Raw genomic sequence first — 17147 nt, 5'->3', positions numbered from 1 at the left:
CTAATATTTAATAATATATTTTAAAGAAATATTTGAAGGTCTGACTTCGTTTCCATCGATTGATAGAGTATCTGAAGGATAAGTTGCGGATAGACCTGCCGTTGGAAAAGATTGTCCTATTCCTGCCAAACATGTTTCAGTTAGTCCTGTTGCTGAATCATGACGATGAATAATGACATCATCTCTTTGTTCACTTCCTATAAAATCACCTGGTGAAAAAGGAGCTTTTGTATTATATCGAGTTAATGCACCAGGGTCTTTTCCTGATCCATCATTAAATCCTCGTATAAATTGTCCTCTCAAATCTGGAACGGCAAAGAACCTTCTATTAATAGCACCAATCGTCTTTGTGGCTATAATGGCATCAGTATCCGTATCTAAAACATCTATAGGAATTCCTATCCCACCAGAAAGTTGTGGATCAATTCCTACTCCATTTACCCTATACCAAGGATAATATAATTGTTCTCCACCACTCGTTGCAGCATATACATTAAAGAAAGAACCAGGAGTTATAGAGGCACCAGCAACCGTTGTTATTAGAACTTGGGCTTTCCCAGACATTCCAATCGACGCTTTATCTCCCACTGTCTCACCATCATCTACACTATCAACATCAACACGTATTGGATTTGGACCCGCTGGAGCACTCCCTACGCCATTTACTTGAAACCAGAGAGTATATTGATCTTCTGAACCATTTGGCGTATTTATCGTATAAAAAGGGAAGGCAACTCCTGGTGTCATAGATGAACCTGATTCAAATATTATTCTATTTACAGAAAATGTATTTACTAAATTGATAACTTCTTGAAAAAAAGTGGTGACCCCTCCTACCGACCCCCACAAAGTGGTTTCTCCTATTATCATGCCTTCTGTCAATACAACAGTAATTCCTAAAAAATCAACTTCAGTCACTGCAACCCTTAAATTAGTCCCTCCATTAAATCCATCGGAAATCATTTTTATAGTAAATCCAGTAGGAGTAGAACCATCCGATGCTGCTGTTACAACACCTGCATTATTATTCATAATATCTATTTTGTTAGGTTCAGTAATAAAGGAAATAAAATAATCAGGCCCTGTACCAAAACGCGGATAATTATTTGGAATATCATATATTTTTTCATGAAGTCTACTATAAGGAATACCATCACTTGATTTTTCATTTGGATCATAACGATTTCCATTACAATCCAAATATCCAAAAGGAATATCGGATGAAACCGTAGCTTTGACATGTCCTACTTCTGAATCTGAAAATTTAAATCCAGTTTCAGTTAAAATAATAGGCAGTCCAAGTTGAGAACCGTCATAAGAAGGAACGTCTATACCTCCTCCAAGAGCACTCATTATATCCATTCTATCAGTACTAATTGGGAAATCTTCTTCTAATTTTTCACCATCAATTAAGAAAAAATCAGTAAATTCTAAATTCCATGTTTCATCAATAGGAAATGAAAGAGCAATTTGAACAAAATCATCATTATTAGTTCCAATATTTTTACTAATATTGTCTCCAAATGATAAAGCGATATTAAATAATTGATAGCCACTCGTAAGAGAGACGGAACTGCCAGAAACAGGTATAATTTCAGAAGGAGATGGAGAACCACCACTCCCATAGTTTTTTACAATAGCTAACTCAATCGATATATTTCCTCCATTACTTTTTCCATAAAATCCAAAAGTAAATTTTTCATCAGCATCGGTAGAACCAAATCTATTTACATTTGAAAATTTTATTCTCAAATGTTTATATCCTCCTCCCGCATGCGTAGAAGAAGAAATAATATTTACTGCATAACGAGGATTATCAGGAGGCGTGGAAACAAAACTATTAAATCGATTAAATAAAACAATATCAGAAGGAGACCCACTCACAGATCGATCATAACTCCATCCACCATAAGCAATTTCTGTGGTATCCATTGTAATGGAACCATCAATACCAATATCTCTATGTAATAAGAATTTACCATTCGATATGTAATTCTCTTCTGCAGGTTCATTAGATTCATCGTTAGAAAAATTTGGATAACCTTCCCGTGTGAATTGAAGAACGGTAGGATTTTCATTGATATCCGTAGCAAAAACTTCAATATAATATAAATCTTCATTTCCATTTTCATCAAATGGAAAATAATAAATGGCAGTATCAAAAGCGCCAACACTATTTAATGAAATTGATCCATCACCATTGGTAGGAATTTGAACATAACTATAATTAGGAGGGAATCCAGTCAATTGAAATATAGGCTTTAATATCGTTCTTGCTATATCTCTGTAAAAAAATACTTTTCCGAATGATAAAGGTTTTCCCGTATCTTTATCTCGAAATAAATGTTGTAATGCAGGAGCTAACATATAACGTGTATCAAGAGCCATTGTTTCTTACTCCTTCTTCAATCAATGCGCGGGCCGGAATGGAAATCCTATGAGGAGGAGCCGATTTATTAGGCGTTCTTTCCAAAGATTTTAAATAAGCATTTTTAAGCCAATCAGAACGTAATGCCGTTGCTGCTCCCCTTCCTAATGCTGGAATAGCAGCAATTAAAGCAGAGGGCAAGAAATGACCACCAGAAGCGGCAGCAATAGCACCGGATAATTCCGATATAAATTGAGCAACTTTACTACCGGTGTAACCCGTTTTTGGCTCAAATTCAGGTATTTTACCTTCTGGATAAAGATTAGAAATATCAACTAATTGATTTGCCAAAGGTGCATTTTCTTTAAATAAAATATTTCTTTGATTTTTATTCAGATTTCCTAATCGACTTATAAATTCCGATAATGTGGTATCACCTCCTTTTCTTCCAGGAGATTTTAAATAATGATAAGACAAAATTTCTCTATCATCTTCTGGTAATTTTGAAACCAATGAATTCAATAAATAACTTTGATCTTTTGTTCCTTTTGAAGGTTTTATATAGGAATCAATAAATTGTCCTGTATCACCTCCTTTTTGAAATAATTTATAGAAAGGTGTTTTTTCTCTTTTATTAAGATTTTCAAATGTTCCTTGATTGATACGCATCAATCTTGCGTGATCAAAGGCATCTTTTAATTCAGGTACATCTTTTGTACTATCTTCAATACTTCTTTCTAATCCTTCTTTTAATTTTGTTAAATGACGTCTATAAATTTCATCTTCTTTTCCTTCTGGACTACTAAATTCATTATTAATATTTTGCATTACTCTTCGAGCATCAGAAAAATTTTCGATGGGTTTATCCATCGTATTTATTAATTTTAAACTTGGCGCATGTCTTTTTTCTGCAAGTTCTTTAGATGCTTTTCCTTCTTCTCCGATTAATTCTTTTACTTCATTTTTTATTTTATCTAATGAATTTTGATAGGCACTCCGATCAAATGGAACATTCAATCGATCTGATAAATCACTTAAAGCAGCATATGCATCATTAGTATGTTCTTTTGCTTGGTTATATTGTTCTTTATAGGCATCAAAAATAGCTTGATTAGGATCATCCACGGTTTCATTGGGTAATTTTGAAATTTCTTCTCGTTTTTGCTTTAAAAATTTATTTAATTGTTCATAGGGTTTTGTAGCACCCGCTCCAAACATTCCTTGTAATGCCGTATATAAACGTTGAAGAGCAGGAGCACCAGCTATTTCTCCTATGGGTAATTTTATTCCCTCTGGTTGAGAAGCCAAACGTTGAGAAAATTTTTCAGGTGTCATTTCTTCCGAAGATCGAACCGCTCTTCTTGCTAAGGTTTGAGATAAGGATTCACTTGCAGTAGGGGTAATTAATCCCGTTAAGGCACCTACTGTAGGAGTAACACCAACAAAAGGAGAACTAGCGGCTCCTCCCGCCGATAATCCTGTTCCACGTGTAACTAACCGAGAAACCAAATTTTTTTGAAGACTTTCTGGTAATAATTCTCTCAAACTTTCAGTTAATGCTTCTCCTATTCCTATTCCTTTCTGAGTTGGAAACCCAGAAAGAACCATTTTTGTTATTTCTGAAAAAGGGGAACCAGTTCTTTCTGCTGGAATATAGGAAGGTATTTCTGGAGTAGATTCCAAGTATTTTTTTTCTGTTGAAGGTAAAAAAGAAAAAGGAGGAATGTTATATCGAACTGCTCCTTTTAAAGCCGATTGTGCTAATGGAGCTAATATATTTTGTCCATATTCACGAGTACCTCTTAGAATATCTCCAGGAATTTGTAAAGGTTCAGTAGCAATTTCATGTAATCCTCCTAATGCGGTTTGACTAAGAGTTTGTGGTAATTGACGTATTCCTTTTATTACATCGCTCAAATTCTCCATAAAAGATTTTGGTTGTTGAGAACGTTCTTGAGAACGTTCTAATGACTCTGTTCTTTCTAGTGTTCTTACTTCTGGAAGTGTTGGAACATAAGATTTTGCTTTTTCTAATCGTTCTTCTTTTTCTGCTTCTTCAATATCTGATAACGTAGGTTGATATGGCATTTTATCCTCCTACTCGATTTTTATATTCAGATTTTTGATCAGGACTCAAAGAGAGATACCATCTTTTAAAATCTTCTTTTGAAGAAAAAGTAGGAATAGTTAATTTTTTAGGAATTGAAGATTTATAATTTTCAAAAGTTTGTGTCGAGGAGGGAGCACTTAATATAATTTTAGAACGTGCTTCGAAAGCTCTTCTTAATGCGTTATCTACATTTTCTTGAACGGCTTTAAATACATCTGCGGGAATTCGTGATCGAATGGGATTAATGTCTCCATAGGTATCTTTTATTATTCTTTCTAATCCTGCTTCCGTTGGTGTTGCACCACTTAATTTAATCCTTAGATTTCCTAATTCTGATCTCAATATATGAGCAGTCCAAAAATCAATTTGTTTTTGTTTATCAACATTTGGCATTATAGTATCAGCAATTTGTGCTGGAGATAGACCAAAAACTTGGCTTGCATAAGGTGCATATCCTTTTGAAATAATAGGGCTTAATATCTGTTCTTCAGCCGATGCACCAGCCGATTGTTGCAGTCTTGTTAACGTAGTAGTGGTAGGAGAATAATAAGGTTTAACATCAGCTAGATTGACGCCTTTCATATCTGCTAAATCTTGTAGACTTTTTCCTTGTTGAAATAAATTAATAGCTTCAGTTGGTGTAAATCCCATTCCCACTGATTTTCCCACCATATAACGTTTTGTATTAATATCAGCGATTGAATAAGGCGTAGTGTGATATTGATGATAAAGAGCCAGTGCTTTTTGATTTTCTTGTTGCTGTTTTAATTGATCCAATAAATTTTGAGCGTCTTGTTGTCTTCCTAATTCTTTTAGATAATCTTGTGCGCCAAGTTGTCCAGCTGCTCCAGATAATTTTAATAATGGATGCTGAAGACCAAAGGCTATTTGTTTTGCTTGTTCTTGCATCAATGGGGCACGCGCTTGTTGAATACCAATTTGTGATTGTAATAACTGTGGTAATAATTGAGTTCTAATAGCGGCTTGTCGTGCTTGTTGCTGCATCAATGGCAATCTCGCTTGTTGAGTAGCAATATTAGATTGTAATAAAGGTGCTAAAAATTGATTTCTTATTTGTTGAGCACGTTGTAATTGTTGTTGCTCGGCTATTTGTTGTTGCTGTTCTCTTAATTTATTTTGAACTGCAGCAGCTTCCAACCATGGATTTGATTGAGAAAATGTAGGAATTGGAGATAAAGGTATTCTCATAAAAATCCTATCACATCACTTAGAAGACCACCAAAAAGTGAGCCTATTCCTGCGCCTTGTTGTTGTTTTCGATAAGCATCCGCCAAATCGGCTTGTGCTTTTGCTGCTTGAATATTAGCCAAATTAGTGGCAGCTCCTGTCGCTGCCCCATATCCTTGATGTTCAATATCTTGTAAACCCCCAAACCCTCTTCCATAAAGATTCATTATATTTCCTAAATATTGACTATAATCTTGATTCGCTAATTGATGAATACGATTCGCAAGAGAGGCTTGTTCAGAAGGAGTTCCTAACATTCCCCCCGCAGCTGCTGCTCTATTAGCAGCTTTTGTAGCTTCATCTACTTCAAATTGATAACCTGGAGATTCTTGATATCCTGCACCAAATTGTTTTAATATATCCGATGGATTCTGAAGTAATTTAGAAATCTGATCTTGTAATGTTCCTAATGCTTGTGTTCCTGCTCCAATATAGGGATTATAATATTGTTGAATAATATTAGGAATTTGAGAAATATCGGATTTATAAGCACTATAAGGATCACCCCCACCTGCAAATAATTGACCCAATAATCCACCTATTCCTTGCATAAAATTAGGGCTTTGTGCTAATCCTAATAAATGTTGACCTAACCCAGAGGACATGGGTGAGCCAATTGGCGTACTAGTAAAAGATGGGGATGGTAATGGTTGTGAATCTCTCATAAATTTCTCTCTTATAGAGTAATAAACATATTATTAACACCTAAATGTGTTACGCCAGTATCTGTGACAAAAATAATTCGTCCATTTCTTTCTCCACTAACAATATTTGAAAATTTAGACGAATCCATTTCTTCATAAGTAATAATGGTTTTGAATCGATATTCGGGATTAACACTACCGGTATATTGATTCTTAATATTTACTTGATAAGTATTCGTTGAACTATTATATAAAGTCCCTCCCTTATGAAATTCATTATTTTCTAATTTTGAAACATTCGCTCCATCTTGTTCTGGGTTTTTATATCGCTCATCGGATAAAAATGTCTGTAATTGATTTACAATTTGATTAAAAAAAGTACGCCAAGAATGATCCATTTTTCCATTCGAATCTAAAAAATTTTCTACGGGTAGATTACTAATATTCATTTAAATACCTCAAATGTGCCACCTATTACTACAAAACGGGAGGTTGGATCAATAACCGGTTGAATAGGAGGGGGTGGAGGAAATGGATTACCACTCCAAAATTGGAATTTAAAAGTAATATCATTAGCGGCTCCAATATTCCAAAATCTCATTTTATTTCTTCTTCTTCCAAAATTATTCAATTCCTTGCTAACTATATTTCCAAAAGATGCACCGCCATCTTTAGAAACTGAAAATAATACTTTTTGTACTTCATAAGATACCCCTTGTTCCATCGTTAAACTGATATTATTTACAATAAATCGTTCAGAATCTGGTGTCCTAAAGGGTTTAGTAATTCGAATACGAGGAATTGGGGAACCATCATAAGTAGTAAAATTTGAACCAAATTTATACAATCCAGAATCTTTATTACTTACAAAATAATTTTCGTTATTAAAAAAAGCCGATCTTTTGGCTATATGTGCATCTAAATTTTGATCTGTTAAAGTAAAAAATAAATTTGTATTAAAATCATAAGTTAAACTTATATTATCTGAAAAAAAGGTAATTTGATAAAAAATATGTCCATTTTCTTGAAATAAAAATCCTGAAGAATCTTGAGGATTTTGTAATTGATCCAATAAAAATTCAATTCCATCATTTGCTAATGGTCTGGGTTCTCCTCCAGTAGAAACTAATAAAGTAGGACCCGAATTTCTATTTTGTCCTAGCCATACCAATAGATTAAATTCGGCCGCTAATGTGTCTGCACTTAATATTCCATAATTAATAGCTAACGAATTATCTCTTTGATATGGAAATAAAGTATTTCCTACATCATGCCATATTTCAGAAACAGTTTGACCAATAACGAATAATTGGCGTCTAAAAGCGATAACTGATTTTGGACGGTCTCCTTTCGTTTCTAATATTCCTATATTTTCAGGATTAGATGGCCACGACGTAGCATCATTTAGATCAGATAAACGCCATTGATTAGAATTTTCATCACTAACAATAAAATATCCATCTTGAAAAGTAATATAATTTGGAACAAATGGAACTGAAACAACAGAAAAATTATTAGTTACATGATTAAAAACATATACATTACTTGTTCCATCTACCATAGCAATTTGATCGATACCATTTTCTGTAATATAAACAGGGCCCGTACTCGAATTTAATATACCAATTTGAATTGAACCGAGTGTAGTAGAAACAGCATAGACACCATCTTCAATAACACAAATTAAATGTTGATAAGGGATACTTCTAAAAATTTCTCTACCAAATCCCGTAGGACGAAAATCAAATACTTTTTCATATCCTGAATAAGGTACCAATGCATTATCAGAAATGATCATGTTATAAGTATTTTCAATAGATATTTTATTGTATCTACCAAAACGTGTGCTACCCACAATATCTAAATCTACTGTTTTTCTCATGGGCGCCATCCTTTTAATATATTGATATCATAGTAATCAACATAGCCTCCTTTCGAAAGAGTAGAGACTTTTTTATAATTAAAATCAATCGGATTAACATCCACACAATTATTTTCCAGTTCTTGTAAAACTTGTTCTTTTGCTGAATCAAAAGAAATAGAATTAAATTGACAAATTCTTTTTGCTAAAAGATACATTAAATAGTTTTGATAAAATTTATCAATCACATCATTTAGTTCATCATCTAATGAAACTTCCAATAAAGAAAATCTTCCCGTTGCTGTGAAAAAATCAATTTGTGAACTTGGAGTAAAATATAAATAAATCCTAGTTCCATTTAATATTCGTTCTGAATAATACGAATAAGGAAGACTTTCTATATTTTCTGCTCGTGAGGTTCCCCAATATCGATAACGAGCTTGTCTTTGCATTTGATAACGTACTTCATCAATATTAAAAGTAAGTGCATCTAATACAATCAATCCTGATATATCATATTGATTTTGACCTCCTATTGAAGGAATTTGCAAATGATCATAATAAGGAATAAAACGGCCTGTTCCTGATTTTTCTGAAAGGATAAAATTCAAAAGTTCCAAGCCATCTGCTATTTGTGGGCCAGAAACCGTTTCTAAATCTCTAGCCACAATAGCAGATAAATAATAGGATCGCGTAATAAGTTCACGTACTATCACAATATACCTTATTGAGTTAAAGGAAAAATGATAGACATCGCATATTGTGGAACTAATGACGATCCCCAAATGGCACTATTTATAAATCGTCGTGTACTGTTATTAAGATCACTCCCAAAAGAAAGCCTCATAGAAATTCCCGTATCTGGATCAGCTGCACTAGAACTAAAATAAGGCTCTTGAGTTGGTAATTGTGGCATTGCTAAAAATAAACCTCCTCCAGAACATACCATTCCTCGCCTATGACTAGGAAGTGCTTTAGCGGTATCAGTACCGAAATCAATATCTCGACTCAAATTTAATTTTTGAGGATCACCATCTAAAGGTTGAATAAGAGGATAAGAAATAGGAAGCTGTACAATTCCTCCACCATCTGACGCTGCATCCGCAGTCGCCCTAAATTGTACTTTCAATGGAGAAATCGCTTTACCAACATAAGTTCTAAAAAATAAATCCGTTTGAACTTCAAATAAATCGTTTTCTTTAACGGCATCAGGATCACTAACACCAAATCCTCCTAATGTAAGAGAAGTAGGAGTAGGACGCCCAACAATAACGACAGTGCTACCCATTTGACCAGCCGTACCAGAAATATGAGTAGGCAATAAATTTGATCGGCAAAAAGTTGCATTATCAAAATCACCAATCATCCAACTATTCGCCATTTTTTCATTTCTTGAAGGCACAAATTGATTAGCACCCGTATTAACGATATCAGATTCTGCAAGTAAAGAAAGATAGACATAGGTATCCGAATGAACCGCACCAAATGATCTAAAACGAGCAAGAATAGCGCCTAATTGACCAAAACTATTAATTGGATTTATACCATCTCCAAAAAAACGAAAAGGAACTAATGTATTCAAAGCAACATTTTCTTCTATCGATGCCCCTAATTCACCAACGGCGGCACGTCCATATCTTTTCATATAACGATCAACATTAAAAATCCATTCTTGATCAGTAAAATTGACACTAACATTTCTCGCTTGATCTACAGTTAATGAATGTACATTCTGTACTAAATCTTGATCAACAGCCACTAATCCCACATTACTCGCTAATTGAGGAAGAGAATCAAATGTTACCTCTTGTCCTAAATTAGTAGGAATTTTATTAAATTCATTAAATTCAGTATTTGCTGTACCAATAAAACAATTTTGATTACTCAATAGAGCTAAAGAAGAAATTTGATATGTTGCCACATCTTGTAAAATATTAGGCATCTGAAAATCTCCATAATTATTACATTACGGCGATAAACTTCTGACACTTATTATTAGACTGTGTATATTTTTTTAAAGTCTCTTAGTGTCAATGGCCCATCGCCATGATTAACACTTGTCGGCTTTAATTGTTGTAATGGAGGCTTTTGTGATGCTTCCTGATTTCCTTTTTGATTTGTCTTAATTGAATTAGACAATCGATGGATTTCAGAAATCGCTAGTTGAGGTGGCAAACTTCGAAGAGTTGCAATTTTAGAGGGATTTTTAGCAAGATCATATAATACATCGCCTGCATTATCCGCTTCATTTGCATAAGCTAGAATCTCAGGAATTTCCTGAACATTCAAAACCTTTGTCACTTCATCATAATCAGGATATCTTGACTTAGAATCTTCTACTTTTTGATGAAGCTCAGAAAATAAACGACGAGCATTATCTTCTAATAATTTCTGTTCTTGCTTTTTAGCTTCTTCTTCATGAAGCTTTCGCATTTCTTCCGCTATCATTGAACGATAACGATTTTCATCAAAATCAGAAGAAGTTGAATTTCTCTGAATAGATTGAGAGCCCTTATTTTCTATAGTAGGTTCACTTCTATTTTCCTCTTTTTGAGAAAATTCTTCCAAAGCGGTTTGATATCCTTTTTTGTATGCTTTCTCTTTTCCTTGTCGAACCAATTCATTTACCGTATCGCTATCCAAAACCTTGGGAGGATTTGGCTTATCCGTATTATCAGCCTTATAATCGACAGACGTTACCGATACATTGGTATCCGAATGATTACTTTCTTCTCCAATACTAGACATTTAAAACCTCTTTTTCAGACTTTAACCCCGTCTACGGTAATGCCTCTTTATAGGCCCATGCTTACCTAACATGTCGGTCTAAGTTAACCTACTTAGAAAAGTATTGTCGTTCGACCCGTCTATTATGGAGGACGTCTCCTATAGTTAATATATTATATTATAGATAATTAAATGTCTATAGTTTTTATTATTGACATATATAGAATAAATATGATCTAATTAATGAGTAAGGATGACCTTGGATAAATAACCCTTATTATCACGAAGTCTTAAGTTCCACTTAGGATATTGTCGTAAGATATAGTGAAATAGGGGTTATTTTTTATAGAATTTGAATAAAATATTACTTTTTAAATTTATTATTTTTTACTTCCACAATATCGCCTTCTTTCAATTCTTTTCTTTTTATACATATATTACATATGTAACGAATTTTGGCCGATATTTTAGAATCATTGGGAATAATAATATAAACATCATTGGGATAATAATATCCATTACAGAACTCACAGAGAAAAGTTTTTGACTCTTTTAGTCTCGAAATGATTTTATATTCCTTTATATTTAACAATTTATTTCTCCAAAATATTGGAAAATATGAGTTTATAATTATAAATAAATAAAATATTTATTACTAGGATAATGGAATAAATGATTAGTACTCAAGATTTGAAAGAAATTGTTATAAAACCAGCACTTAAAATAGTAAGAATGGGTGACAATACAGAAAGTGCAATCAATCTCTTACTAGGAACCTGTGCAGTAGAATCTGACATGGGAACTTATCTTCGTCAAAAAGGAGATGGTCCTGCATTAGGAATCTATCAAATGGAAAAGAATACTCACGATGATATTTGGGGAAATTGGATAGAATTTAGATGGCAAATATTTGGTCGTCTTAAATTTTATGGATTTATCAAAGAATATGAAAGATTAGGAACGGATTTAATGTATTCTACCATTATGGCACGAATTCATTATTATAGGATAAAAGAATCTCTTCCAAAAAAAGATGATATTGAAGGAATGGCTCGATATTGGAAAAAATATTACAATACGAAACAAGGGAAAGGGAGCGTAGAAGACTTTCTCTATAAATATAATAAATATGTTAAAGAAGCTACCTAGTGGCTACAATCTTACAGATTGCTTAAGATATTTCGTTAAAAACATCTCACTACACTAGGTTTTACGCTTTTAAAATAAAAACTATTTATTTCTATATTTATCAAATGTCTTTGCAAGAATAATTCTACGTTTTACTTTAGTGGATGTTCTAGGAGAAGATAACTTTTTATCCATCCATTCTTTTGATATTGTACCCTTCTTTGTAATTCCTCCAGATTGAGCTGCCATTTTTCGTAAGGCACCTTTTTTCTTTACAACATCTTGCATCCACTTATCATCATCTACTTTTTTTTTTAGTTTTTCTATCCATTTTTTTCATGCTAGATTTCATGTTAGAAGCTGCTACCCCTCCTACTGATTTTGATGATTTTTTAGACTTTTTATTACCGTATTGCATTTTATTCCCCTCTTGGTAAAAATTCTTGAATTGCTTTTTGAAGATTCAATTGATGTTCTCTTAAACTAGACATTTCTTTCATAATCAATTCGGCTGCTTTCGACTGCTTTTCCGTCTCAGCTTTCGTTAATTGAACATGACTATTAACAAGTGATTCTCTAGCATTTACACCTATCTTCTGTTGTTCATTATCTAATTTTTTATTCTCAAGTGCAATCTCAGACGCTCTAAATTGATTATCAGCTATCATTTTTTGCTCTTCTAATTGTTGTTTCTGAGCTTTTAAATGTAAATCGGCTAGTTGTTGTGGATTGAGTTGAGATTGTGGATTCATTTGAGTTTGTTGAATTTTTTCTCTTATGGAGTCTTGATTTTTTTGAAATTCAATAGCCTGTTTTTTCAGTTCTGATCCACCAGGAATATCTAAATTAGAAACAATAAATGGCAATCCTTGTTCATTAATAAATTGTTTAAATGCGGGAAAAGCTTCACTTAATGTTGCTAATTGCTGAATCGCTCTATTTTTCTCTATTTTGAAATTAGCCGTCGATTCTGTTGTTATACCTAAATCGTGTTTATTAAATTTCATAGGATAAGGGGTGTCTGGACCCACTTGTATTCTATTTTCCATTCCTTCATACCCTAAAATAGGCATCATTCTATTTTTAAAATATATCTGTGGTATTAATCCCAGAATTACTTTTCCTAATTGATTTAGGGATGCCATAAAATTCATTACATAGGGCATTGCCGTAGCATTCGATTGAGTCGCTCCTTCTACAATAGCCACTCCAGACAATTGATTGTTATTTATTCCAAGAGAAGCATCATAAGATCCTAAAATATTTTGAATAGTAGAATCGATTGAATTAAATGCAGAATATATTTCGGGAGGAATAGGAACACGCGGAACAGGACGCGGTTCAGGAAGAGGATTTCCATCTTTATCTCTTCCATTGTAAGGTAATATTCCTGGTATTTGTGGATTCGTCCAATTTGGTACATAATCTTCTGGAATACATTCTTTTTCTACAAGCCATTTATGTTGTTCCATATTCTCAACTTCAGCTGCAAATGTTTGACCTATATAATTCTTAAACTTCTGAGCATCTTGCGCATGATAAATATAAGGACGCGTAAATTGATAAGAACTTGAAGAACTATTATTTTTTAAAATAGCTGAATTTCCATCCACAAATATAAGAGGAAGTTCATTATATTTTGTTTCAATCGGTTTCTCTATTAATTCATCACCAATTAATTTATAACATATTATTTTAACATCTTTTGATTCTCTCCTATCAACAATTTCTGGAATCTGTTCTATACTATCCCATTTTTCAACCATCTCCTCATAATCATTCGATCTAATAGATTGTTCATTCGACAGTTTAAATAAAGTAAATTTTTTATACTTTTTTTCATAATATCTACATAACATTAATATTTCTGTATTATTTTCATTATAATACCAAGGAAAATCTCCGAAACTTTTACTAAATTTTATTCGAGACAAATCAATATTGGGATAGTCCATTTCAAAAGATTCTCGTGTCATTGGATATAATTCAAAACAATATTCCCCATCTCCTTTGTGAGGTTCAGTTGATAAAGGATCAAATCCACATAAAGTTGGATCATATGCCCGAGAAACTTTGATCACCTCATCAAAAGTTTCTTCATGTTCATAATCTGTCCACACTTTCATTACCGAGAATCCCCCCGATAAAGTATCCATATAAATATTATTAGAAAATTGTTCTTTATTAGCAGTTTCTAAAATATATCGGATATGTTGACCTGACAATTCAACCAAAAAATAAGGAATATTATTAGATAAAGCAACTGTATTAACGGATGGAATCTGTTTTGAAAATTCACCTCTTAATCTTGAAATGAAAGCTTCTAATTCGTTAAATTGGATGGGAGGCTTTTTTAAATTTGATAACTTTTGTTTATCTTCTTCCGTTATGGAAGTCTCAAATATAAACTTTCGGATGGTATGATATCGATCAATATTATTAGAAAAGTAATGATGAGCATCCTCTACATTCTTTTTAATCCGATTTAATTGAGAAGTATGTTTTTCGGCTATTTGTACCATGATTTTTGTATTCCTTGAAGTCTACTAGCATATTGAGATGAAATAGAAGAGATAACTTTTTGTCTACTATAATCATTTTCAGGATAAAATATTATTTTGTCAATGAGAGACAATTTGATCGCATCGGCAAAAGTATCGGCAATATCATCATATCGATGAGAACCATTATCAGTTATATTTTCTAAATGATTTAAAACCTTTTCCTCATGATCTGAATAGGCACTAATAGAGATAAGACCAGAAGATACATAATATTGAGAATCAATAAATCTGCTTATTTTATTACCCGATGTTTTATTTCTTTCAATTTCAAATATTCTAAGACCAGGAGTGCCTTTTAACATTGAAATCAGGGTAGTTCCTGTGGATTTTTTCTCAATAGCGGCCAAATAAGGTTTTTTTGGATATCGAAGGCACCCATGATAAAATGAAAAGAATTCATCTTTTAAATCTTTAGGTTCTATCCAACATTCATGGCAATCTATCCAATGCAGTCCTATTAAATCCGTTTCTATTTCTTCCTGTATGATTTTATAGATACCCCAAAAACTAAAAACTGTCGCATCATTATATGTCTGTGCTGTTTCAGCAGTATCGATTGTTAAAAATGTTGCCAACATAGTAGGCTCTTCATACAATCGACGTATCCATTCTCTTTTAAATAAAGTGCCTCCTGGAGGAGTAGGTTCTTGTTGATATTGAGAATAAAAGACATATGGTTCTGTTCTTTGCATTTCCAATAGAACTTCTTTGGTGTGCATTTGTGGTTTTAATGCATTATTTGCTTTATCAAGAGCAGGCGTAATAACAGATTTCCATTCATAAATATCTTTTCCGTTTAATAAATGACCTGTTAAATCATCTTCATGTACTCTTTGACCAATCAATATAATAGGAGTCTTTGGAGAATTAACGCGACTTTGTAATGTTTCAAAATACCATTCATTGACTTTTGTTCTAGTCGTCTGACTTCTAGCATCAATCGGTTTAATAATATCATCAATAATTATACATCCTCCAAATCTCTCACAAAATGCGATGCCAGCGCCTTCCCCAGTAATAGTTCCTTCTGCACCCACTCCGTAAACTGATCCTCCTTGAATTGTATGAAAATTATCTTTAGCTGTTGAAGATTTTGAAAGTTTAACTCCAAATAATTGATAATATTCAGGTAAATTAATAATATTTCTCAATATGTATGTATTTTTTTGAGCCAATCTTTGAGTACAACAGACATATAAGAATTTAGAATCTGGATAACGGGCCAACATCCATGCAATAAAATTAATCGCTAATTCTGTCTTTCCATATCGTGGAGGGCAATTTATTATTAATCTATTATTATCACTGAGAGCATGAAAAGATGTTTTTGTAAGCTCACGAGATATAATATGCTCTAAAGGTTCTCTCCCTATGGGATTACTTATGATGAATTCACGACCTGTTCTTAATTTATAGAAAACTTGTGTAAATAAAAGAAGGGACCCTAATAATCTTCCTTTTTGTTCATTAATATCCATTCTCATATTAGAAAAATCTTGAGTTATTTGATAATATGTTCACCATATTGTCAATTTTAACCCTAAAGGATATAAAAATGAAATTTATCTCTCTAACTATTGGAATTGTATCATTATTTTTATCTGGTCTTTCTAATGCCGCAGTATATGCACCTAAGAATTATACCTGTAGTATGGAAAATGATAAATGTACATGTTCTCAATCTGAAACTTTAACATTTCCATTAAAGCATGTAATAGAAAAACAATTGTGTAAAGATAGTGGACAAACTCATTATCAATTTACTCATATCTATCTTTATTATACTCCTCAAAAATTCATTTCTGCTTTTTATATGAATGCTGAAAATTCGAATCAGCCTGCTTTTGGCATTGTTTCCTCTACTAATCAATTAGTACCTTATATGGGAACAGAAAATAATTGGGAAAGTGGAATTGGTTATTACCATTGTTCGGCAGTTGATCAACCTGAACTTTGTCCCATGAATATTGCTCCAGAAATGAATATTAAATAATTGATGGATCACTCTCCTCCCCTCTTAATAATAAACTGATAAAAAAGACCTATTTTATGAAATACAATACAAATAAAGAGTGGAGGGGAGGGTAGGGGAGCTAAAAACAGTGGAATTGACAATTATAATAAATACAAATAACATTTTTCTAAGCGCCGCTTCTTCCACTTCCTTTTAACTGTCACGGCTAGTAGCGGCGCTTTCTTAAAATTCTTTATGATATAGACTGATTAATTTTTCTACTTCTTCTTTCTTATTTATATCAGCAGTTAATATAGTAGAATATCGTTTATCATCGGCATAATGGCCCTGCATTTTATTCATTTCAGCAATTATCGATTTAGCGGCTTGTAAATCAGGTTTGCCGCTCTTCGTAGTTTCTCCTGATATAGCCATTTCAAACATTTTATTTAATGAATTTAACTTAGATTCATAAGTCAAATGTATGGACTCTATTTTTTGCCTCATACGAGTTCGTATGAGCTCCCTAACCTTTTGATTTAC

At 32.8% G+C, this 17147-nt stretch carries 15 protein-coding genes; 2 read left to right on the top strand and 13 right to left on the bottom strand.

The annotated features are described in order from the left end of the window. From ACTF56_RS11275 to ACTF56_RS11235, 9 genes are all read right to left on the bottom strand, one after another. A complete protein-coding gene (locus ACTF56_RS11275; RefSeq protein ID WP_438967013.1) occupies positions 1–2388 on the bottom strand; it encodes a hypothetical protein in 2388 nt (795 codons plus the stop codon). Further along, on the bottom strand, positions 2378–4456 hold the full coding sequence (locus tag ACTF56_RS11270; protein WP_438967012.1) for a hypothetical protein: 2079 nt from the start codon (positions 4454–4456) through the stop codon (positions 2378–2380). The genes ACTF56_RS11275 and ACTF56_RS11270 overlap by 11 nt, the downstream gene beginning before the upstream one ends. Position 4457: 1 nt before the next feature. After that, positions 4458–5687 (bottom strand): hypothetical protein, encoded by a 1230-nt coding sequence (locus ACTF56_RS11265; protein ID WP_438967011.1) that lies wholly within the window; start codon positions 5685–5687, stop codon positions 4458–4460. Next, positions 5684–6391, bottom strand: a complete 708-nt coding sequence (locus ACTF56_RS11260; protein ID WP_438967010.1) for a hypothetical protein — start codon at positions 6389–6391, stop codon at positions 5684–5686. The genes ACTF56_RS11265 and ACTF56_RS11260 overlap by 4 nt, the downstream gene beginning before the upstream one ends. An 11-nt stretch (positions 6392–6402) precedes the next feature. Further along, complete coding sequence (locus tag ACTF56_RS11255; RefSeq protein WP_438967009.1) at positions 6403–6768, bottom strand: hypothetical protein; 366 nt, start codon at positions 6766–6768, stop codon at positions 6403–6405. A 47-nt stretch (positions 6769–6815) separates the two neighbouring features. Beyond that, positions 6816–8252 carry a hypothetical protein gene (locus ACTF56_RS11250; protein WP_438967008.1) on the bottom strand — a complete coding sequence of 479 codons (1437 nt, stop codon included), beginning with the start codon at positions 8250–8252 and terminating at the stop codon, positions 6816–6818. Beyond that, entirely contained in the window at positions 8249–8947 is a 699-nt protein-coding gene (locus tag ACTF56_RS11245; protein WP_438967007.1) for a hypothetical protein, read from the bottom strand. The genes ACTF56_RS11250 and ACTF56_RS11245 overlap by 4 nt, the downstream gene beginning before the upstream one ends. Before the next feature lie 8 nt (positions 8948–8955). Next, entirely contained in the window at positions 8956–9876 is a 921-nt protein-coding gene (locus ACTF56_RS11240; protein WP_438967006.1) for a hypothetical protein, read from the bottom strand. Positions 9877–10226: 350 nt separating this feature from the next. Beyond that, complete coding sequence (locus tag ACTF56_RS11235) at positions 10227–10874, bottom strand: hypothetical protein (protein WP_438967005.1); 648 nt, start codon at positions 10872–10874, stop codon at positions 10227–10229. Positions 10875–11630: 756 nt separating this feature from the next. Here ACTF56_RS11235 and ACTF56_RS11230 point away from each other — a divergent pair. After that, positions 11631–12107 carry a hypothetical protein gene (locus ACTF56_RS11230; protein WP_438967004.1) on the top strand — a complete coding sequence of 159 codons (477 nt, stop codon included), beginning with the start codon at positions 11631–11633 and terminating at the stop codon, positions 12105–12107. Between the two features lie 81 nt (positions 12108–12188). On the opposite strand, the gene ACTF56_RS11225 is transcribed toward ACTF56_RS11230, so the two are convergent. From ACTF56_RS11225 to ACTF56_RS11215, 3 genes are all read right to left on the bottom strand, one after another. Further along, positions 12189–12374, bottom strand: coding sequence for a hypothetical protein (locus ACTF56_RS11225; protein ID WP_438967003.1), 186 nt, complete (start codon positions 12372–12374; stop codon positions 12189–12191). Between the two features lie 131 nt (positions 12375–12505). Next, positions 12506–14608 carry a hypothetical protein gene (locus ACTF56_RS11220; protein WP_438967002.1) on the bottom strand — a complete coding sequence of 701 codons (2103 nt, stop codon included), beginning with the start codon at positions 14606–14608 and terminating at the stop codon, positions 12506–12508. Further along, complete coding sequence (locus ACTF56_RS11215; protein WP_438967001.1) at positions 14596–16128, bottom strand: hypothetical protein; 1533 nt, start codon at positions 16126–16128, stop codon at positions 14596–14598. The genes ACTF56_RS11220 and ACTF56_RS11215 overlap by 13 nt, the downstream gene beginning before the upstream one ends. A gap of 77 nt (positions 16129–16205) precedes the next feature. Here ACTF56_RS11215 and ACTF56_RS11210 point away from each other — a divergent pair, with 77 nt between their 5' ends. Continuing rightward, the gene (locus tag ACTF56_RS11210; protein ID WP_438967000.1) at positions 16206–16643 is read left to right on the top strand and encodes a hypothetical protein; all 438 of its coding nucleotides are present in this window, start codon (positions 16206–16208) and stop codon (positions 16641–16643) included. A gap of 204 nt (positions 16644–16847) precedes the next feature. Here ACTF56_RS11210 and ACTF56_RS11205 read toward each other — a convergent pair. Next, positions 16848–17147, bottom strand: a 300-nt coding sequence (locus tag ACTF56_RS11205) for a hypothetical protein (protein ID WP_438966999.1), incomplete at its 5' end; no start/stop codon positions are given.

The organism is Flavobacterium sp., from assembly GCF_965657075.1.
In the GTDB taxonomy this organism is placed as follows: domain Bacteria; phylum Bacteroidota; class Bacteroidia; order Flavobacteriales; family Flavobacteriaceae; genus Flavobacterium.
This window is presented reverse-complemented; position numbering and strand designations above follow the sequence as displayed.